Genomic DNA, 18,261 nt, shown 5'->3' with positions numbered 1-18,261 from the left:
ATACAACATTTTTCATAATTTCTTTTTAAAGAGAAAGAATCAAAAAAAATTTGAAAACTGCCTTTAAAGATCCTTAGTTATTGTGATTAAAGCAATTAAGGCAGTGGAGCGATGATAGACATGACGAATTTGTTGCGCTCGGTCGACAACAACCACAAAGGGCTGCAATTGCTATTAGGCGACTTTTACAATGACTTTTCTGACGCAGCCCTAAATATAGAAGCGCTTCATAACGGTAATCATTTTGATGAACTCAATAGTTACTCAAAACGATTGAAGACCATCTTAACGTTGCTCTGCGACCAAGACCTTCCGCCAAAAATGGCCAAATTGGAACACTTGAGTAGACACGAGTTTCCTGCGCCGGAAGATCTAATAGAGGATGTAAAAACTGAATTGCACAACGTCAATCGACAAATCAACCACTTGTTGGATATTAAGGAAGTAATAGATGGCAAGTAACCGAGGTCAGTCATGAGCAATAACCAAATAGAACATCACCTCAGAAAAGCACTCGTTTCCAATAACGAGGCTTCTAAGGTCACAGCTGATGACACTATTGTGCTTGCTAGTGCCATGACCAGCGTTCACAAAACGTTGCTCATTATATTCTTGCTCGCTTTGGTCGCTATTGCGGTGGCGTCACAAGCACGTATCGATATTGTTGTTTCTGTACGTGGCGAACTGCTATTGGAATCGGATGTTGAGAAAGTTCAGCATTTAGAAGGCGGGATATTAGAAGAATTGTTAGTCAGAAAAGGGGAAGTCGTTTATGAGGGCCAACCTATCGCTCGAATACGCTCACTTGACCGTAACACTCAACTTGATACCGTCAATACTGAAATTATTCAGATAGAGCTCGATAAGATTCGTTATGAAAGCTTACGCGACATGATAGAGCCTAACTTCGACGCTTTCATTGAGAAATACCCTGAGCAAGTTCAGGTCAACATGAATACCTGGAGACAAGAATTCTCTAAAAACCGTTCAAATGAAGAACTCATTACACACGATATTAAGCACAAGAACTCGTTGATCAGTTCAATGTTAAAGCGTCGCAAAAGTTCAGAGAATCAACTCTCTCTGATACGTAAGCAGCTCAACATCAAAAACACCCTCTATAAAGAAGAGATGGCGTCTTATGTCGACGTTCTTAACATGAAAGTACAAGAGTCGAATATGGTGCGTGAGATTGAGAACCTTGACGAATCTGTGATGAATGAGCGTTTCCAACTCGACAAACTGGAAAAGCAACACCGTGACTTGGTTGAGAATCGAAACTCTGAGTACCAAGCACAAATCATTCAAGCGAACAAAGACCTCAAGCTAAAGCGAATCTTACAACCGCAGCATTCCGACAAGGTTGATCGCCTAGTCGTCTACTCGCCAGTCGATGGTGTGGTCGATAAACTTCACTTCAATTTCCGTTCTGCTGTGATTCCGCCAGGAGAAAGTATCGCCGATATTGCCCCAATAAATAATTCGTTACACGGTGAAGCGAAGATCCCACGTAAAGACATGGGATTTGTCGAAATTGGTCAGGCAGTGAAAGTAAAAATGGATACCTATAACTTTGCAAAATACGGGTTTGTTGAGGGAACCATCGCCTCAATCAGCCGTTCATCATACGAAGAAGAAGACGCTGAATTCTATTTAGCTGAGATTGAAATTGACCGAAACTTTCTTGAACGAGGAGGCACTCAATACAAGTTATCACCTTACATGGAGTTTACCGCTGATGTGAAAACAGGCTCGCGTCGCGTGATCGAATACGCTGCGAAACCGGTGATGTCAGCCATCGAGGATGCTTTCGATGAGAGATAATCAATGAGCGGTAAACCTTCGTACAATATTTCCATACCCGCCCTACGTCTAAGCATACTATTTAGCGTGGTATTGGCTGCGCTCGCTTTCTATTTATACTGTTCTTGGTCAAAAATAGATTCAGTCGCACAAGTGCAAAGCGCCCCACTGCTCATACAAGCCCAGAAGCTTAATCAGACCATAGAACAAGATATTCAAACTCTGCAACAGTGTTTAAGTACCAACACTTGCGGCACTAACGAATTCAACCTGGTTAACTTGAAGCTTGAAATTGATGAATTTCGCTCTTTAGCCTCGTTGAACAAAACCGAGTTCAGCTTGGTTGGGGCAACTGAATACACACAACTGGAATTGGCGATTAATCGTTTCTCCGATAGCGCAAAAACACGTAACGACGTATTAGGCTTGTACCTTTCATTGACCAATAACTATCTGCAGATGGACGACAACTATCGCACCATGTTTAACAACCATGCAAATGACTTAATGTCAGAAAAAAACGAGTTCTTTATCTGGTTGTTTATGGTGGTCGTGATATTGGCTGTGATTACGATTCTATCCAACTCAGTTGCTATGTTGAAGCTAAAGAAATCCAGTTCTAACGAACGCGAAATCGACTATGAATTCGATGCCCTGTATCAAGAGCTGAAGCAGCTAGATTTACAACGTCTTGAAGAGCTTCTTAATGAAGTTAGCATCAACCCCAAGCAGCGTCAGATTTACTCTCATCTCAAACTTATTTTCAGTAAATTAGAAGACCAAAAGCGCAATAACGATCTCTACAAACAGTTGTATGCGCTGATCGGTTATGAGATTCGCGGAATTACAAACACCATCAACGGTGGTGTCCAATATCTGGTTCAAGAAACCGATGAAAATGGCGTATTGATGGCGAAGGATATTACCTCTGCATGTAGCACCCTATCTGAGCTAGCAGAAAACTATAATCGATTGATTTCACAGGGTACGGAAAGCAAGTCGAAAGAGTTTTCTCTGCTGAGCGTGTTATCTGAATTAATGATTCATATCAGTGCCAAAGTACAACGTAATGAAAGCCAACTGGACTGCTTTATTTCCGACAACTTACCCAATCGCGTAGAAGGCCAATCCACCAGCTTGTTCTGGATATTGTTCCTGCAGCTTTCCAATGCCATTCAACTCAAATCAAATAAGAAACTATTTGTGACGATTGAATCTGGGGCGGCTTCAGACATGGAAAATACCCGAGTTACCATCAATCTAAACTTCCTTTCAACGTTAGATGTCTCTGTAGCCAAGCTCAATAAACTCCATTGGAGCGCACACAAAGACCATACAGCCAGCACAGATGACTTAGCGAAAAGCGTTCTGAAGGATTACGGATATTACGAGAGCCACTGGTTCCAGTCAGGGGCTCAGGAACGTTTTCAGATCGAGCTTGATCTTAAGGCTAAAAACTTCCACACAGAGAAAACTCGCTTTGATGGCAAGCGTTTACTCTTGTGTGCTAATACTCAAGTTCGCATCGATGTGATGAAGAAAATGCTCAGTAACTTGGGGCTTGATATCACCGAGATTCGCACTGCAAATGAGCTTTTCTCAGCGGCGAAAACGTTCGGTGATTACGATGCGATTATGCTCACCGATACCTTTGAACCCAACAAACTGCCCTCACTAAGTAAGACTGTGAAATCTCAGCTTAAGAACCACCCAAATACCAAGTTACTGTTGTCAGTGACCAACACTCAGCAAGCACAAGAGTGTCATAGCTTCGTCGACAAAATCATCAACGCCCCTGCTATCCCTTATGAGTTCATTCCAAACCTACTCACCATTATGGAAGCGGAAGCATCGGAAGAACAGATGGAGAACAGCTCATTCCTGATCGTAGAGGATGACCGAGTTCAGCAGATTTTACTGAAACGAATCTTGACCAAGCAAGAATACGAACCCGACATGGTTGGCGATGGCGCCGATGCTGTGAAGCACTTCATGAATAAGCGCTCTGACATCATCTTCATGGATTGCATCATGCCGGGGATGGGCGGCATCGAAGCAACAAAACGTATTCGCCAATTCGAACAACAAAACGAGAAAAACCCTTGTACCATCATAGGTGCAACCGCATTGACCAGCAGTAACGAACACCAGGCTTGTATTGAGGCCGGAATGGATTACGTGATCAGCAAACCTTATAAAAGCGACCAAATCATCAAGGTGATCAACAAGTATGTGGCGGTACAAAAACTTAACTAGCAGCATCATGGCTGCGCTTGTATTAAGCACGACACCTTCAGCATCGGCGACTACCCTGCTTGAAGCGGTAGAGCTCGGCCTGCAAAACAGCCTGTCTCTTCGCGCTAGTGATAAGGGCGTGGAAGAAAACGAGTACAACATTGGTATCAGTCGCTCTAAGTTTCTGCCTTCACTCAATGGTGCTGCCGATACCACATGGAACGAGAATGAAACCTTGCTATCGAGCGTACCCGATGAAACCTCTAGCTATAACTCAAACAGCTACAGCCTTTCGTTATCGCAATCCATATTCAACCTTGGTGACATTTTCAAATATGGGACAGCAAAGCTCGACTTCAATATCGAAGAGATTAAACACGAGAACAAAATCCAAAGCACCATCTCTGAAATTGGCTCACAGTACTTTGAGTATTTGAAAAACAACGCACAGATAAAAGCGACTAAGGTCGAACTTAAATCGTCTGAGACGCGTGAACATCAGATGCGACGCAATGTGGAGCTCGGCAATACAGCCGCTAGTGAGCTGTACGAAGTAATAGCTCAGAAAGAAGGTGTGTCGAACCGATTAAGAACCTTGCAGAAAGATCGTCGCGTCATTCTCAACGGGCTCTCTATTCAAATTCAATACCCTATCACTCCGTCTCAAGATATCTACGAAAGTGTGCCTTTAAAAGAGATAAACGAAACCGAACAACGATCAATCATGGATCAAGCGTTAAAGCTCAACAACGACTTGTTAGTGGCTAAGAAAAACGTCGAGAGAAGCCGCAGAAGCTTAAAAGAGAGCGGTTCGAACTTCTTACCGACCGTATCGCTTTCAGCCAGCTATCGACACGATGACGCCAATAACTTCGACAAAACCGACATTACAGCGACAGGCGAAAGTAACTCAACCAGTGTTGGGTTAAACCTAGCAGTTCCTATCTTGTCTGGTGGCTCTGATTACTACGGCTATCAAAAATCATCGACGGCCATCGAACGTACTGAGCTGCTTTACCAAGATTCGCTTTACACCACACGTAACAGTGTGAATACCTCCGTGCTCAACATTAACGATTTCTCGCAGTCTATAAGCAGTTACGAAAACATCATTCGCGCCAACTACGCGTCTTATAAAGGGATCCAAAGAGCCTACCAATTGGGCACGCGTACTATCACCGACTTGCTGGCGGCGGAAAGTAAACTATTCAGCGCCTTAAGAGACTACGAAAGCGCACGATACGACTACATCATCGAGACCATCAAGCTTGAGCAAATTAAGGGAATACTCTCAATTCAATCTATCGAAAGCGTGATGCAATTAATGAGCGATATTGAGGGACGAGACAATCAAGATTTGGTGCCTAAACATCTTCTCTCAACGGAGTCGTTGAGGAAAGGAGGTCGCAATGCAAACTGAGCAGTTTTCGCAAAAGATCAACATGGCAGATAAGTGTTATCTGACTTTCTCAACGATAATATCGACCCTGTTTGGTTTGGTACTGCCCTTCTCCATTCTGATCATTTTTGACCGAGTGTTACCCAACCAAGCACAAGATACTCTGTTCTTATTGTTCGCGATTATCTTGATTTCCATCTTCCTCGACTATCATCTGAAAAATCAGGAAGAGAAGATATCCTCTGTCATCATGAGGCAGTTTGAGACCAACTTAACCAACAAGGTATTTCAATCCATCTGTTTGGCTGAGATCTCTAAATTCCGCCGTTTAGAACCGGGCGAATACCTAGAACGAATCTCAACCATTCCTGAACTTAAGACTTTCTTTGGTGGAGAGTCGGTTCGAGCACTGATCAACCTTGCCGTCAGCGTGATCACTATCCTCATCATAGGGCTCATCAACATATGGGCTGGTATTACACTTCTGATTGCCTCTGTCATCTTGGCTATTTTCGCGTGGAGCCTTTCCAAACAGAAAATTGGTAGCTTGCAGAATAAGTCAGACATCGAAGGGTTAACTACCTCCAAAATCATTGAGATCATCTCTAGCCCGCTTGATATCAAAGCTCGAAATATGGAATACCGCGTTGAAAGCCTGATGACACAAATGGTCGAAGAGCGCGAAGTTGAGAACATCAAATATGAGCAGATTGAATCTAACTTCAGCCTAATATTGGCGCTCATCCAACAGCTTTCTATAGCTTGTGTTGTTGTGGTACTGGCAACGGCCGTTATCAATATGGAATCTAGCCAAGGCATCATGGCCGCGATCATCATGCTAACCAACCGTTATTTTGCGCCTTACCAACAAGTGATGCGCACCGCGAGCCGTTGGGAGTTAAACAAACTCCATATTCAGCGTATCGTTGACCTCCTTGAATTGGCCGCCTCTGTTGAACACCAACATGAAACAACAGAAGTAGAACGTATCTCGGTTAAGTATTCTGAAAAGCAGCGTATCGAGTTCGAACTCGGACAAGCCTATTTGCTGACAGGGAAAAGTGGTTCAGGTAAGACCCACCTCGCTAACTGTATTACGCGTCAGAACAGTGATAGCAAACTAGATATCATGATTAACGACACGCCTTTGGATGACGTCAATTACAACGTTTGGCGTAACAGTGTTCTGATGGTTGATAAGACCAGTTCGTTCGTAGAAGGGACGATTATCGATAACCTCACCTGTTTCCGCCCAAGCTTGAATAACACGGCGTTTGCACTGTGTGAAACCATGAACATCAAAGCTCAAATTGATGGGCTTCCTGCCGGTTTTTATACAGAACTCAAAGGCCATATGCGTAACCCATTCTCACGCCAAGTTGGCTACGCCCTATTATTAGTTCGCGCCCTGCTCGCCAGTAAGCGCGTATTGATATTTGATGACATCGACTGTGTGTTTGATGAGGAATTTGCACGAATGGTTCTCACCAGTACGGCTTATCGAGCCAACGACAAAATCTTGATCATCGCCAGTAATAAAATGGACAAGCTTAACCATCGCCTCAAACGCGTAAAACTTACCGGAGGTGACCAATGAGTATCTTAGTCGACTTCAATAATATACCGCAACGTGTCTTGGATTTTGAATCCAGCGGATACGACGAACGTTACAGTCAATCGCCACTTATCCGCGGTTTGGCCTACACCTTGATAGCACTCGAATGGGAAGGCACACCCGCGATACTCAGCGATGCTTTTATTCCGAAACACAAAGACAGCGACAGCTTTACAGCAACCATAGAGCGTCTTGGGTATCGCTGTGATGTGACCAAATTAAAGACACTCGAGAATATAGATAAACACCCTCAGCCATGCTTTATTGAAATAGAGAATCTAAGTGCGATTTTCTTAGGCACCAAAGATGGAAAGTTGCTGCTGTTTGATTACACGAACAACAACACCATTGAATACCCAATGTGCAAAAAGCCCTGTTTGCTGATTGCGATTAGCGAATATTCTCGTCTGTTCCGCGAGCCACCTCCGGAATCGCAAGACAGAAGCAATTGGATTAAATACGCTTTCTATCGTTATAACAATGAACTTAAAAGCCTGATCATTCTCAGCTTCGTCATCAGTATTCTCGGTGCATTGCAGCCATTCTTTATTATGAGTGTATATAACTTCGCACTGACTTCGAGCTCCGAAGCCACACTCTATTGGCTAACCTTATTCGCCATTATTGTCGGCTTCTCTGAATACTTCTTTAAGAAAATGCGGGTCAACATCATTGCCACTTCCGGTAAAGACCTCGCCGTGCACATCTCGCAAGCCGTTATATCTAAGTTGCTTTGGCTACCCTATGCGATGACATCTACTGCTGGGGTCTCTTCTCAGCTAGCACGTTTGAAAGATATCGATACCTTCCGACGCTTGGTGACTGCCGAATCGACGCTCAGCTATTTTGATATGCCGTTTGTGATCGTATTTATCATCGCCATTGCTCTGATGTCTGGTACAGCGGCATTAGTGGTGATGGGTGGTTTAATCCTGATGTTAGTGTTCTGTATTTACTCTCGCTATATCTACTCGCAAGCCACATCCAAAAGTTCGCGCGCCAATGCGATGGTCTCGTATCAATGGAACGAAATCCTTCGTGGTATCAAAACAATCCAAGGCCTGCCTTTACTTCGTGTCGTTCAATCTCGATTCAGTGCATCGCATATGCAAAGCACCAGCGATGCAGAGAACGTTGCCGTGACTAACAGTAAGATTCAGGCCGCTGGTGGCAGTTTGATTCAAGTGATTGGTACAGCAAGTATCGTGACCGCGGTAATCGGCGTGATGGAAGGTACTTCTGATGCGGGTGCCATGCTCGCAACCGTTATTTTGGTTTGGAAAGCGTTAGGCCCAATCATGGGTATCTATAACTCAATTTCCAAGTTCCAATCGATCAAGGCTTCATCAGCACAGATAAACAACCTGATGTCGATGAATGACGACAAATTGACCTTAGAAAAAAGCCCACCTATTCGCCTGTTCCAAGGAAGCATTGTGGGCAGCGGAGTCAGTCACCGATATGCAGGAGCCGCAACGGGTTTAACTAACTTGGGGTTCAAAATCCCACCCAGTGCCAAAGTGGTCATTTGTGGCCCTACGGGCTGCGGTAAAACCACCTTAATTTCAATCATTGCTGGGTTAGAAGACCGCTATCAAGGCGCTGTATCTGTCGATGGTTACAACATTAAACAGTTCAATAGCTACCGTTATCGCACGTCGATTAACTACATCCCTTTCAATTTGCATATTTTTGAAGGCTCACTTGAGACCAACTTCATTTTACACAACGGACTGATTCCAACAGACAAGATGCAAGAGATGATCAGCTTCTTCGAATTAGATGAATGGCTTCCGGAAGGCTTGGCTACTCAGTTAAGCGTGGATAAATGCAAAAGTCTTCCGAATGGAATTCAACAAAAATTGCGTCTGGCACTCGGCTTAGGTAACTGTGAGCAATCTCTGATTATTATTGATGAGCCATTCAATGGTGCAGAAAATGAAAATGCGCAGTACTTTAACCGTTTGTTCAGCGATAAGTTGCTGAATAAAACAGTCATTTTTTCGACCAACGACCCTGGTTTGATCGCAACATCAAACATGAGTTTAGTGTTAGAGCCGGATGGAAATTTGAAATATTTTGGCTTAACAGACAAATACTTAAACAGCTTAAGCTAAAACCTCAACGCTTAATCACAATTCGCTATTTAGGGAAATGGATATAATTGACAAATTCATAAGCGAGAGGGATGATTCGCCCCAATACCACAGGTAACAAGGAAGAATATGTACACATTCGTTGCAGACAAGCTTGATGTAGCTTACTTATCCGCAATTCCTGAAAACCACCAACTTCAGGAGTGCGATGTACCTGAAGAAGAGATGGAGCTTCGAGAGATCGTTGAGGTTTGGTATGAGTCTGCCTTCCTACCCGCTTTCAATCTTCAGAAAATAGACATTGAGAACAAAGCAGAGCTCACCATCGTACAAATGCACGTATTCAGCAATGATACGAGCACACTCGCCTTCCTACTAAAAAACAGAGTGTATCGCGCCGCACTTAACAGAATGCTCGGTATTTGGACATTAGAACCCTCTGCAAAAACCGTATTAGAGCAACTTCTTTTCGAATTAAGCCTCGATAACAATCGTCCTCATTAGTAAGCTTTTTAAGTGATTCATCAATAAGCATAAAATTAAACAAACTGCCAAACGCTATAAATTACTAATAAAAGAACGCATTTCCAAATAAGCTCTGGAATCACAAGAACTTATACCTCTCCCACACTTACGTAAAATTTACCGTTTCAAAGTTTCCATATCGGCATTTTTATTCTACTGTTTTTATATAACGACAGTTGGATGGATCCTTATATGGCGATTACGGTTTGGAATAACCTTTCAGTCAAACATAAACTCTTTGGCTTAGTTCTACTTCCCATTTCATTATTACTCTTCCTAGCAGGTAGACAGGCTTATATATTAACGACTCAGTTAACCGATTTTGAACGAACCAATCAGTTATCTGTCTATCTTCAAGATATTTCTATTTTGTATAGAAGTACCTTAGCCTCTAGCCCTGAAGAGTTTGCTACTCAAAGCAACCAAGTAAAGGCAGAACTTAAAAACCTGTCTCCCATCATTTTTTTAGACGCATCTGATGAAATGAATCAACTTGTTGCCGATTTCAGCGAAGCGACCTTATCGACGATGCAAGTGACTGACACTTACGATAAATTGGATGCCCTCGAATGGCAGAGCGATTTATACAAGCAACTGTTACTTGAAGTAGAGAAAGTCCCTTTTGAAAACACTAAACGTGAAATTCAACAGCACCTCACTGCCCTTCAACAACTTGAGTGGTTGATGTTTTGGTCGAACGAAGAGTTCAAGCTTGGTAGTTCACTGATTGAGATCTTCCAAATCAGCCAAGAGTACGACCCAGAACTCGCCGAACAGATCAAAACCTTGAGTGAAAGACAGCAATTGTTCTTAGAGCGCTTTGTTTCATTGAACGCCAACGAACATCAAGTTTCTTTGATGGTTGAAGTGTTTCGAAATGATGTGTTTGCTCAAAGCCAAGAGATAAGAAGCGCGCTACTCGACCTAAATACAATCAGCCAACTGACGCCACAAGAAGTGTCTGTCGGCTTAGAAGCGATGAGCGCACGGCTCAACTTATTACAAAGCCTTGGCGGCGTAATCAAGCAAGAGTTTCAACAAGAAGTTGAGCAAGCCATCTATGACGCGCAAATACAACGAACCCTGTTTATTTCAATCGTCGCTTTGCTGGCTGCGATTGTTATGGGTTTAACTCTTAGCTTGGCGAGACAAGTCACTAACAACCTTAATTTGGTGTTAGCTTTCTTAAAAAGCGAAAATGATGACACGCGCCCTTCTTTAGATAAATTAATCCAAGGTAAAGATGAACTCAGTCTGTTTGCTCAGCAAGTTGAACGATTGACCATCGAACGAGAGCTCGCGAAAGAGAGATTGACGGTAGCAAAAGAAGACGCAGAGAGAGCCAAAGAGGATGCCGAACACGCGAAAGACCACGCAATACAAGCCAGCAAAGCAAAAAGTAGCTTCTTGGCCAACATGTCTCATGAAATTCGCACCCCGCTCAATGGTGTTATTGGTATTTCGGAAATCCTCGCAGATACGCCGCTTACACCGACACAACGTGACTATGTTGATACGATCGAAACTTCATCCCAACTGCTCCTTAGCTTAATCAACGATATCTTAGACTTCTCTAAAATTGAGTCTGGCATGCTATTAATCAGCCCGCATTCTGCATCGATTAGAGAGTCGATATACGACATCGCCTCTATTGTGGCACCAAAAGCGAAAGAACAAAGAATATCGATTAACGTTGATATCAGCCCAGATACACCAGCTCGCGTGATGATCGACGATCACCGCTTAAGACAAATCCTAATGAACTTTATGTCGAATGCAGTGAAGTTTACGGCAGAAGGTGGCGTCACATTATCAATCCAAACGCTCGAACAATCTGACGATAATGTCACCATTCGATTTGCCGTTCGCGACACAGGTATTGGTATCGATTCAAAGCAACAAAAACAAATATTTGAACCCTTCGCTCAAGAGGATGATTCAACAACCAGACAATTCGGTGGTACCGGTCTTGGCCTAGCCATCAGTACACAGTTGGTAGAGCTGATGGGTGGTCAAATTCAACTCGACTCCGTCAAAGGTGAAGGAAGCTGTTTCTACTTCGACTTGGTATTGCCTGTTGACTTGATACTGCCAAAACCAAGTACAGCAACGGCTGATATTTATGTGCTGGGTAACGAAAACATGCTCTCCGAGCGAATAGAGTCCGACCTTAACCTTTATGGTTTGAAGGTTACCGATAAAACGAATGATATAACGGCAATTACAGAGCAGCTCTCCACTCAAAAACACACTAAACCTATTACTGTTGTTTTCGCCGAAGATGACGCATTCCTAGCTAATACCCACGCAGATAACTTAGAAAAGCTGCACCAAAACGGCATCACTATCTGTTTGATACGTTCCTTCTTAAGTGAGCCAGCGGATCTTGGTGACAGCGTTACTGCACAAGTCGCACAGCCCCTACTCGGCTTGCGTTTAATTAAAGCTATTGAGCTTTGTGATACTCGAGGTTTGGCGGAACTATCAGAAGCAAGCCAGACATCAGTCGAGATCCAACACAAAATCCTCATCGTTGAAGACAACAAGATCAACCAAAAAATTGCTGGTCTTCATGTCGGTAAAAGTGGTTTTGAATTCGAGTTCGCTAATAATGGTCAAGAAGCTGTGGACATGTTCACCGCTAATCCTCATTACGCGGCGATACTCATGGACTGCATGATGCCGGTTATGGATGGCTTTGATGCAACAAGCAACATCCGAAGAATTGAAAAAGAAACGGAAGCGACGCGACGCATCCCTATCATTGCATTGACCGCCAGTGTCATCGATGACGATATTCAGAGGTGTTTCGACGTTGGTATGGATGACTATGTACCAAAACCATTCAAGTTCGAAATGCTTAAAGAGAAAGTACTCACCGCGGTAGAAGCTATGCCACTACCAGCTTCCTATAAAGCTCAACCTAAGAAACAACCTGCAACTGTCACTCCAATTATCAACGGGGCTGCGACCAAACGTACTTTGCCTGAAGAAGCGGAACAAAACGCAATTCCGAGCAAATCAGAGAGAATCTTGCTAGTCGAAGACAACCGCGTCAATCAAAAAGTAGCTTCTATCATGCTGAAGAAGGCCGGATATGCCTTTGAAATTGCAGACAACGGACAAATTGCCGTTGATATGTACCAGAACGACAGTAGCTTCGACATTATTTTGATGGATTGCATGATGCCTGTTATGGACGGTTTCACGGCAACTAAGGAGATTCGAGAACACGAGAAAAACCAAGGCTTAAGCAAAACTCCTATTATCGCGTTAACCGCTAGTGTTATCGATGATGATATTCAAAAGTGCTTTGATTCCGGAATGGATGGGTACGTAGCGAAGCCCGTAAGAAAAGAAAAACTGTTCCACCAAATAGAAAGTGCGACTTGTTAGGAGAAACCAATGGATTGGATCAAAACAATTAAAACACTCTCGTGCAGAGCGCTGCTACCCGCAGTGATAGGGTTGTTAGGAAGCTTACTTCTTCTCAGCCCCGCTCATGCCGCTGAAGATTATGCCATATTTTCTTTAGACTCCGGATTTGAAGAGATATCAATAAACAAAGCGCGAAAGCTCTATAGAGGGAAAACTAAGCACCTCAATGGCAAACGTGTTGAACTGTCTGATTGGCCTGAGAACAGTGCCGAAAGAGAGGACTTTTATCAGCTTTTGCTTGGAAAAAATGCCGCTCAAATGAATGCACACTGGGCTGGTTTATCTTTTTCAGGAAAAGCGCGTTATCCAAGAGAAATCAAAACGGCGTCAACCGACAGCTTAGTCGACTGGCTTGATGACAAACCAAACCGTATTGGTTACTCCCCACTCTCTTCGGTTCCTCAAAATGCCAACGTTCTCTACGTTATAAGTTCGGAGAAATAATATGAAAAGAATAATTACGTCAGTGTTATGTGCTTCAATGGCCTCTCCGGCTTTTGCGAATATCGAACTTACCGATAATTTATCCTTGAGTGGCTTTGGCTCAACGTCTTGGGCAACATCGGATAACGATAATCCATTAATCATCAACCGCGGTTTTACTGATGAGAGCTGTTACGACTGTGATACCACATTTGGTGTTCAACTCGATTACTTCTACAACTCATTCAAAGCTTCCGTGCAAGTTGTTAAGCCACCCCAATATGATTGGAGTGAGCCGCAGCTAGAGTGGGCTTACTTAGGTTATGAATTTAATGACTTTGATGTCAGCATTGGTCGATTACGACTACCATTATTCCTTGCCTCTGAGTACTACTATGTGGGCCAAGCCTATATGACAGCAAGGCCACCGACAGAGGTGTATAACAGCGTTCTCGGAGTCACAGCTTTCAACGGTATAAAAGTGAGCTGGACTCATGATGTCAGTGACGAAGCTACTCTTTTACTTACTCCGTTTATCGGCATAAAAGATAAAAATGACGTAGATTTCAACTCGACTACAAAACTGGAATTTGAAACCAACCGAATGTTCGGTGCAAACCTTCAATTAAGTGGTGATAACTATCGTTGGAACTTATCTTTCCTTGATTCAAATTTCGATCAAACGACAAAAATTGAAAACGTTGGCACGCTTCCAACAGCAGACAACCAACACATCCAACTTTGGTCGCTAGGCGCTGAATATGAATTTGGCCAAGCGGTATTGGCGAGCGAAGGTCAAATCAGTGACGTTTCTTCATCCATGTACGCCAGCCTAGGTTACCATTTAGGAGTATTCACACCTTACGTAGTATACGGCGCGCAATTTAACGCCAATGAGCACTTAGAAGGGAGTAGCTACTTAGTTGGTGTAGATTACGACTTGATGTCAAATATATCTATCAATGGTGAAATGCAATTCTTCGAAGCTCGTAGGTCAAACGGTGCCTTTATTGACGCCCCTAAAACCGATAAAGATGCATTGCTCTACACCATCATGTTGAGTTTTGTTTTTTAGCTCGAATTCAAATCGATGGTCACTTGCAGCAATTAAGATCCAAAAAAGCCAGTCGAATATTCGACTGGCTTTCTCAATAACGGTTTATCAGCTTACCATTAACCCATCTAAAGATTATGAGCTTGGCGCTACTCGTTTATCTTTCAACTGATCAATAACATAGTCAGGAGCTACTTTACCTAGCTCACCTAAGCAATCATCGGTCTTTTCATTTCCGTAGCGCACATAGATATCGCATACCGCGTATAGCTGCTCTGGAGAACCAGAGATCAAATATGCTTTCTCGAACGATTTAGTCGACTTGTCGATATCCAACTCTTCTTGTAATACCCCATTTAGGTACCAGTAGTAGCTGTTATCTTTCGCTAGCTTCGCTGCCACTTCAATCTCTTTGGCTGCCGCAGTTTTGTCTTCAAGGCGAACCAGAGTCAACGATTTCGAATAATGCAGAGCGGCGTTGTTTGGCACGCTCTCCAAACCACGATCTAATACTTCGACTGCTTGCTTATCTTTGTTCTGAGCTCGAAAATTATCTGCGTAGCTCAACCAAACTTGCGCTTCTTTTGGATGCGTATTGATCAGCTCTAGATAAACCGTTTCCGCCTTATCCCAGTCATTGTGCCAACGAAGCACATCAGCAAACAGTAATTGGTACTTTTCAGATTCTTGCGTTTCCAAGAAGCTAATAAGCTCTATGACTGGTGGTTCAATTTGTGCTTTCTGCTCGTCATCCAATGCATTGAAGTCACGGACTAGGTTTGACGTTGCCGTATGGCGAACCATGGTATCGCTGTCTTTTAGCAAGGGTGAAACTAACGCCCAGCGATGTTCAAGTTGGTAAGGTTCAGAACCGATAACCGCCGCTTCACGAACTTCAGGGTTTTGATCTTTTAAGCCTCTTGCCACCGCCACCAGCGCATTTTGGCTTGGATATGAAGCAAGCTCTTGCAGTGCACCAGTACGATTTTCAACAGATTGATTCTGATCTTGTGCCATGTAAGACAACTGTTGAATGCGGGTTTGAGTGTCCGTCATTTCAAGCACTTGATTGATATTTTGTGCTGGCGCGTCAACCGTTTGTTGTACGCTATTCGCAGCCATCGCAGACGTTGAAATTAATGCGGACGTTGAAATCAATAAAGCAACAGCCGTCGCTAAACTCTTCTTCATCATAGTATTACCTTAAACTGGAGAACTTAGCCTGTCCTTAGACTCGTATCTGATTAAATTTATCTTGGACCTGTTGATCCAAAGAACGAGTTAAAACTTGGTCTCGAACGTAGCTTGTTGCGCCTGTTTTGCTCGATGCGCCATCAATACTGAGTCGCTGAATTTACCATGAGCAACCGGATGCCCCATCGCGCGAGCGATGTACGCCATCGACTTATCGACATGAGAAAAGAACTTATGCCAACCTGCACATAAGTAGTTCAAGCCCGGTTCGCCTGCACGAGTTTTGATAAAGCGGTTCTTAGGGCACTCACCATGACAAGCGAACTTGTAATCACACTGCTGACATTGACTGGTCAGTGTGTGGGATTTAGCAAAACCAAATTTTTGCTGTGGTGCGCTGTACGCCAAATCATCAAGTTTCTCGTGATGAATATTGCCAATTTTGTACTCAGGGTAAACATAGTGGTCGCATGAGAAAACATCGCCATTTGGCTCCATTGCCAAACCCTTTCCGCATATCTCGTTCAAGGTACACAATGGGTTCGGACGCCCAATCCACGTTTCTAAACTTGCTTCAAAATACTGAACAAACACCTTACCGATGTCGTTCTTAGCCCACTCATCAAATACAGAAATCAAGAAGTTACCCCAAGCCAAATCCGACACACACCACGATTCCATGATCGAATCTTTATGGCCGGGGATCAGGCGTTTGTCGCCTTGTTTGAGCTGTTCGCTCACTTGGGATGTTTGTGGTGCAACCGTTCGGAACGTTTTCTGTTCAACGATAGGAATAAACTGCATTTGCGGTGACTTCACAACATCACGTAGGAAGCGATAGACCTCAAGTGCATTTTGACTGGTGAGGTTATTCACACAGGTAAGCGTTGCGAACTTCACTTGGTGTTTGTGCAGCAGCTCCACAGCCGCCATCACTTGTTTAAATGTGCCACGGCCAGCTCTGTTAACACGATAGGCATTGTGCAGCATTTCGGGACCATCAATACTCAAACCGATCAGGAAGTTGTTCTTCACAAGAAACTCCGCCCAATCATCATTCAGCAAGGTACCATTGGTTTGTAAATCGTTTGAAATCAATACACCTTCAGGTTGGTACTTTTTCTGTAGCTCAACCACGCGTTCAAAATACGCCAAACCTAGCATTGTCGGTTCACCGCCCTGCCATGAGAAGATAATTTCTGGCGTGTTTTGACCTTCGATGTATTGTCGGATGTAGGTTTCTAACGTCTCATCATCCATTCTTGGAGAACTGCCTTTCTTGTACTCCAACAAATCTTGCTTACTTAGGTAGTAACAATATTTACAGTCAATGTTGCATGCTGCGCCAATCGGCTTAGCCATGACATGCAAGCGCTTAGACGCTTTACCGTTATATTGTGGACCTTGAGTAATATGCATGATTTACCTACCTATTTTAGTATTCTGGACCCATCATAATTCCTATTCGATCAGGTGACATGTTATACCCTTTATAACCAATAGGAATGACCTTAAACGTTAGAATTAGACCCTATTTCGAACATCTGAGGCACGTGATGAAATTTCTTAATTACAAACAGTTAGCAACAATTAGCAGCGTCACCATGACTATCCTTCTGAGTGGCTGTGCAAGCGTGCCTACACACCCCATCGCCCAACAAATTGACCAAGAGATGGTGTTGGTTGAAGGCGGCACATTCACCATGGGGTCGAACGGTCCAGAAGCGACCAAAGCAGAGCGTCCTGCACGTAATGTAACTGTAGATAGTTTCTATATTGCGAAGTTTGAGGTGACTCAAGAATTGTTCGAATCGGTGATGGGTTCATCTCTCAGTTATTTCCAAAACCCACAAGTTCCGGTCAATAACCTTAGTTGGCAGCAAGCAAACTATTTTGTTGAGCAGTTGAATGAATTAACGGGTGAAGAATACCGTCTGCCTACTGAAGCTGAATGGGAATTTGCAGCCAAAGGTGGCAATAAAAGTAAAGGCTATACTTACAGTGGTTCCAATAACTTAGATGATGTTGCGTGGTACTCAGCAAATTCTAAAAATAGCGCACATCCAGTCGGGCTAAAGAAACCAAATGAACTAGGCTTATATGACATGACAGGAAACGTGGGCGAGTTTGTTATCGATGCCTTCGATGACACCTTCTACCGATTCGGTCCAACAGACAACCCTAACAACGCAAAACACAGCGACGTCGGTTTATCACACAAATCGGTTCGCGGTGGCAGCTTTGCTTATGACGAAAATGAATCTGAAAGTTACCGTCGTGACTTCGCAAGCCAATCGATCACTATGTCAGATATGGGGCTGCGTTTAGTTAAGGATGTGAACTAGCTAACGAAGCGAACTAACTAAAGATGCCGAAGGTTATGGTTCACTAATCGTCACCAACAATACTAAAAATACGATTCGCACTGCACACACGTTACAAATCTGGCCAAACGTTGGAAACCTGACCAAACATTAGA

At 43.5% G+C, this 18,261-nt stretch carries 13 protein-coding genes; 11 read left to right on the top strand and 2 right to left on the bottom strand.

The window, feature by feature from the left end:
• Positions 1–111: 111 nt before the first annotated feature.
• The 10 genes from BCU07_RS18205 to BCU07_RS18160 all read left to right on the top strand — a co-directional run bounded on the left by BCU07_RS18205 (position 112) and on the right by BCU07_RS18160 (position 14,609).
• Positions 112–462: a hypothetical protein gene (locus BCU07_RS18205; protein WP_017060458.1), complete on the top strand. Its 351-nt coding sequence runs from the start codon at positions 112–114 to the stop codon at positions 460–462.
• Positions 463–474: 12 nt separating this feature from the next.
• Positions 475–1,824 carry an HlyD family type I secretion periplasmic adaptor subunit gene (locus tag BCU07_RS18200; RefSeq protein WP_017060459.1) on the top strand — a complete coding sequence of 450 codons (1,350 nt, stop codon included), beginning with the start codon at positions 475–477 and terminating at the stop codon, positions 1,822–1,824.
• 3 nt (positions 1,825–1,827) lie between these two features.
• Positions 1,828–4,059, top strand: coding sequence for a response regulator (locus BCU07_RS18195; RefSeq protein ID WP_102428971.1), 2,232 nt, complete (start codon positions 1,828–1,830; stop codon positions 4,057–4,059).
• On the top strand, positions 4,034–5,458 hold the full coding sequence (locus BCU07_RS18190; protein WP_102428972.1) for a TolC family protein: 1,425 nt from the start codon (positions 4,034–4,036) through the stop codon (positions 5,456–5,458). Before BCU07_RS18195 ends, BCU07_RS18190 begins: the two co-directional genes overlap by 26 nt.
• The gene (locus tag BCU07_RS18185) at positions 5,448–7,034 is read left to right on the top strand and encodes an ABC transporter transmembrane domain-containing protein (RefSeq protein ID WP_017060462.1); all 1,587 of its coding nucleotides are present in this window, start codon (positions 5,448–5,450) and stop codon (positions 7,032–7,034) included. The genes BCU07_RS18190 and BCU07_RS18185 overlap by 11 nt, the downstream gene beginning before the upstream one ends.
• Entirely contained in the window at positions 7,031–9,169 is a 2,139-nt protein-coding gene (locus tag BCU07_RS18180; RefSeq protein ID WP_102428973.1) for an ATP-binding cassette domain-containing protein, read from the top strand. Before BCU07_RS18185 ends, BCU07_RS18180 begins: the two co-directional genes overlap by 4 nt.
• A gap of 108 nt (positions 9,170–9,277) precedes the next feature.
• Complete coding sequence (locus tag BCU07_RS18175; RefSeq protein WP_017060464.1) at positions 9,278–9,652, top strand: hypothetical protein; 375 nt, start codon at positions 9,278–9,280, stop codon at positions 9,650–9,652.
• Positions 9,653–9,865: 213 nt separating this feature from the next.
• A complete protein-coding gene (locus BCU07_RS18170) occupies positions 9,866–13,069 on the top strand; it encodes a response regulator (protein WP_102428974.1) in 3,204 nt (1,067 codons plus the stop codon).
• 9 nt (positions 13,070–13,078) lie between these two features.
• Entirely contained in the window at positions 13,079–13,555 is a 477-nt protein-coding gene (locus tag BCU07_RS18165) for a hypothetical protein (protein ID WP_017069467.1), read from the top strand.
• Between the two features lies 1 nt (position 13,556).
• A complete protein-coding gene (locus tag BCU07_RS18160) occupies positions 13,557–14,609 on the top strand; it encodes a sulfate ABC transporter permease (protein WP_102428975.1) in 1,053 nt (350 codons plus the stop codon).
• Between the two features lie 114 nt (positions 14,610–14,723).
• Here the strand turns inward: BCU07_RS18160 and BCU07_RS18155 are convergent, their stop codons facing one another.
• Positions 14,724–15,782, bottom strand: coding sequence for a HEAT repeat domain-containing protein (locus BCU07_RS18155; protein WP_017060468.1), 1,059 nt, complete (start codon positions 15,780–15,782; stop codon positions 14,724–14,726).
• Between the two features lie 87 nt (positions 15,783–15,869).
• Positions 15,870–17,201 carry an anaerobic sulfatase maturase gene (locus BCU07_RS18150; RefSeq protein ID WP_102428976.1) on the bottom strand — a complete coding sequence of 444 codons (1,332 nt, stop codon included), beginning with the start codon at positions 17,199–17,201 and terminating at the stop codon, positions 15,870–15,872.
• Positions 17,202–17,338: 137 nt separating this feature from the next.
• On the opposite strand from BCU07_RS18150, the gene BCU07_RS18145 reads away from it, so the two are divergent.
• Entirely contained in the window at positions 17,339–18,127 is a 789-nt protein-coding gene (locus BCU07_RS18145) for a formylglycine-generating enzyme family protein (RefSeq protein WP_017060470.1), read from the top strand.
• Positions 18,128–18,261: the final 134 nt, after the last annotated feature.

The sequence above is a fragment of the Vibrio sp. 10N.261.54.E10 genome (assembly GCF_002877735.2).
Lineage (GTDB): Bacteria > Pseudomonadota > Gammaproteobacteria > Enterobacterales > Vibrionaceae > Vibrio > Vibrio crassostreae_C.
The sequence above is the reverse complement of the archived record's forward strand: the minus strand, read 5'-3'. Positions and strand labels throughout refer to the sequence as shown.

Bases quoted from the DNA above. Each gene is read 5' to 3' on its own strand.
- BCU07_RS18205 (WP_017060458.1), top strand. From the start codon at position 112: ATGATAGACATGACGAATTTGTTGCGCTCGGTCGACAACAACCACAAA.
- BCU07_RS18200 (WP_017060459.1), top strand. From the start codon at position 475: ATGAGCAATAACCAAATAGAACATCACCTCAGAAAAGCACTCGTTTCC.
- BCU07_RS18195 (WP_102428971.1), top strand. From the start codon at position 1,828: ATGAGCGGTAAACCTTCGTACAATATTTCCATACCCGCCCTACGTCTA.
- BCU07_RS18190 (WP_102428972.1), top strand. From the start codon at position 4,034: ATGTGGCGGTACAAAAACTTAACTAGCAGCATCATGGCTGCGCTTGTA.
- BCU07_RS18185 (WP_017060462.1), top strand. From the start codon at position 5,448: ATGCAAACTGAGCAGTTTTCGCAAAAGATCAACATGGCAGATAAGTGT.
- BCU07_RS18180 (WP_102428973.1), top strand. From the start codon at position 7,031: ATGAGTATCTTAGTCGACTTCAATAATATACCGCAACGTGTCTTGGAT.
- BCU07_RS18175 (WP_017060464.1), top strand. From the start codon at position 9,278: ATGTACACATTCGTTGCAGACAAGCTTGATGTAGCTTACTTATCCGCA.
- BCU07_RS18170 (WP_102428974.1), top strand. From the start codon at position 9,866: ATGGCGATTACGGTTTGGAATAACCTTTCAGTCAAACATAAACTCTTT.
- BCU07_RS18165 (WP_017069467.1), top strand. From the start codon at position 13,079: ATGGATTGGATCAAAACAATTAAAACACTCTCGTGCAGAGCGCTGCTA.
- BCU07_RS18160 (WP_102428975.1), top strand. From the start codon at position 13,557: ATGAAAAGAATAATTACGTCAGTGTTATGTGCTTCAATGGCCTCTCCG.
- BCU07_RS18155 (WP_017060468.1), bottom strand. From the start codon at position 15,782: ATGATGAAGAAGAGTTTAGCGACGGCTGTTGCTTTATTGATTTCAACG.
- BCU07_RS18150 (WP_102428976.1), bottom strand. From the start codon at position 17,201: ATGCATATTACTCAAGGTCCACAATATAACGGTAAAGCGTCTAAGCGC.
- BCU07_RS18145 (WP_017060470.1), top strand. From the start codon at position 17,339: ATGAAATTTCTTAATTACAAACAGTTAGCAACAATTAGCAGCGTCACC.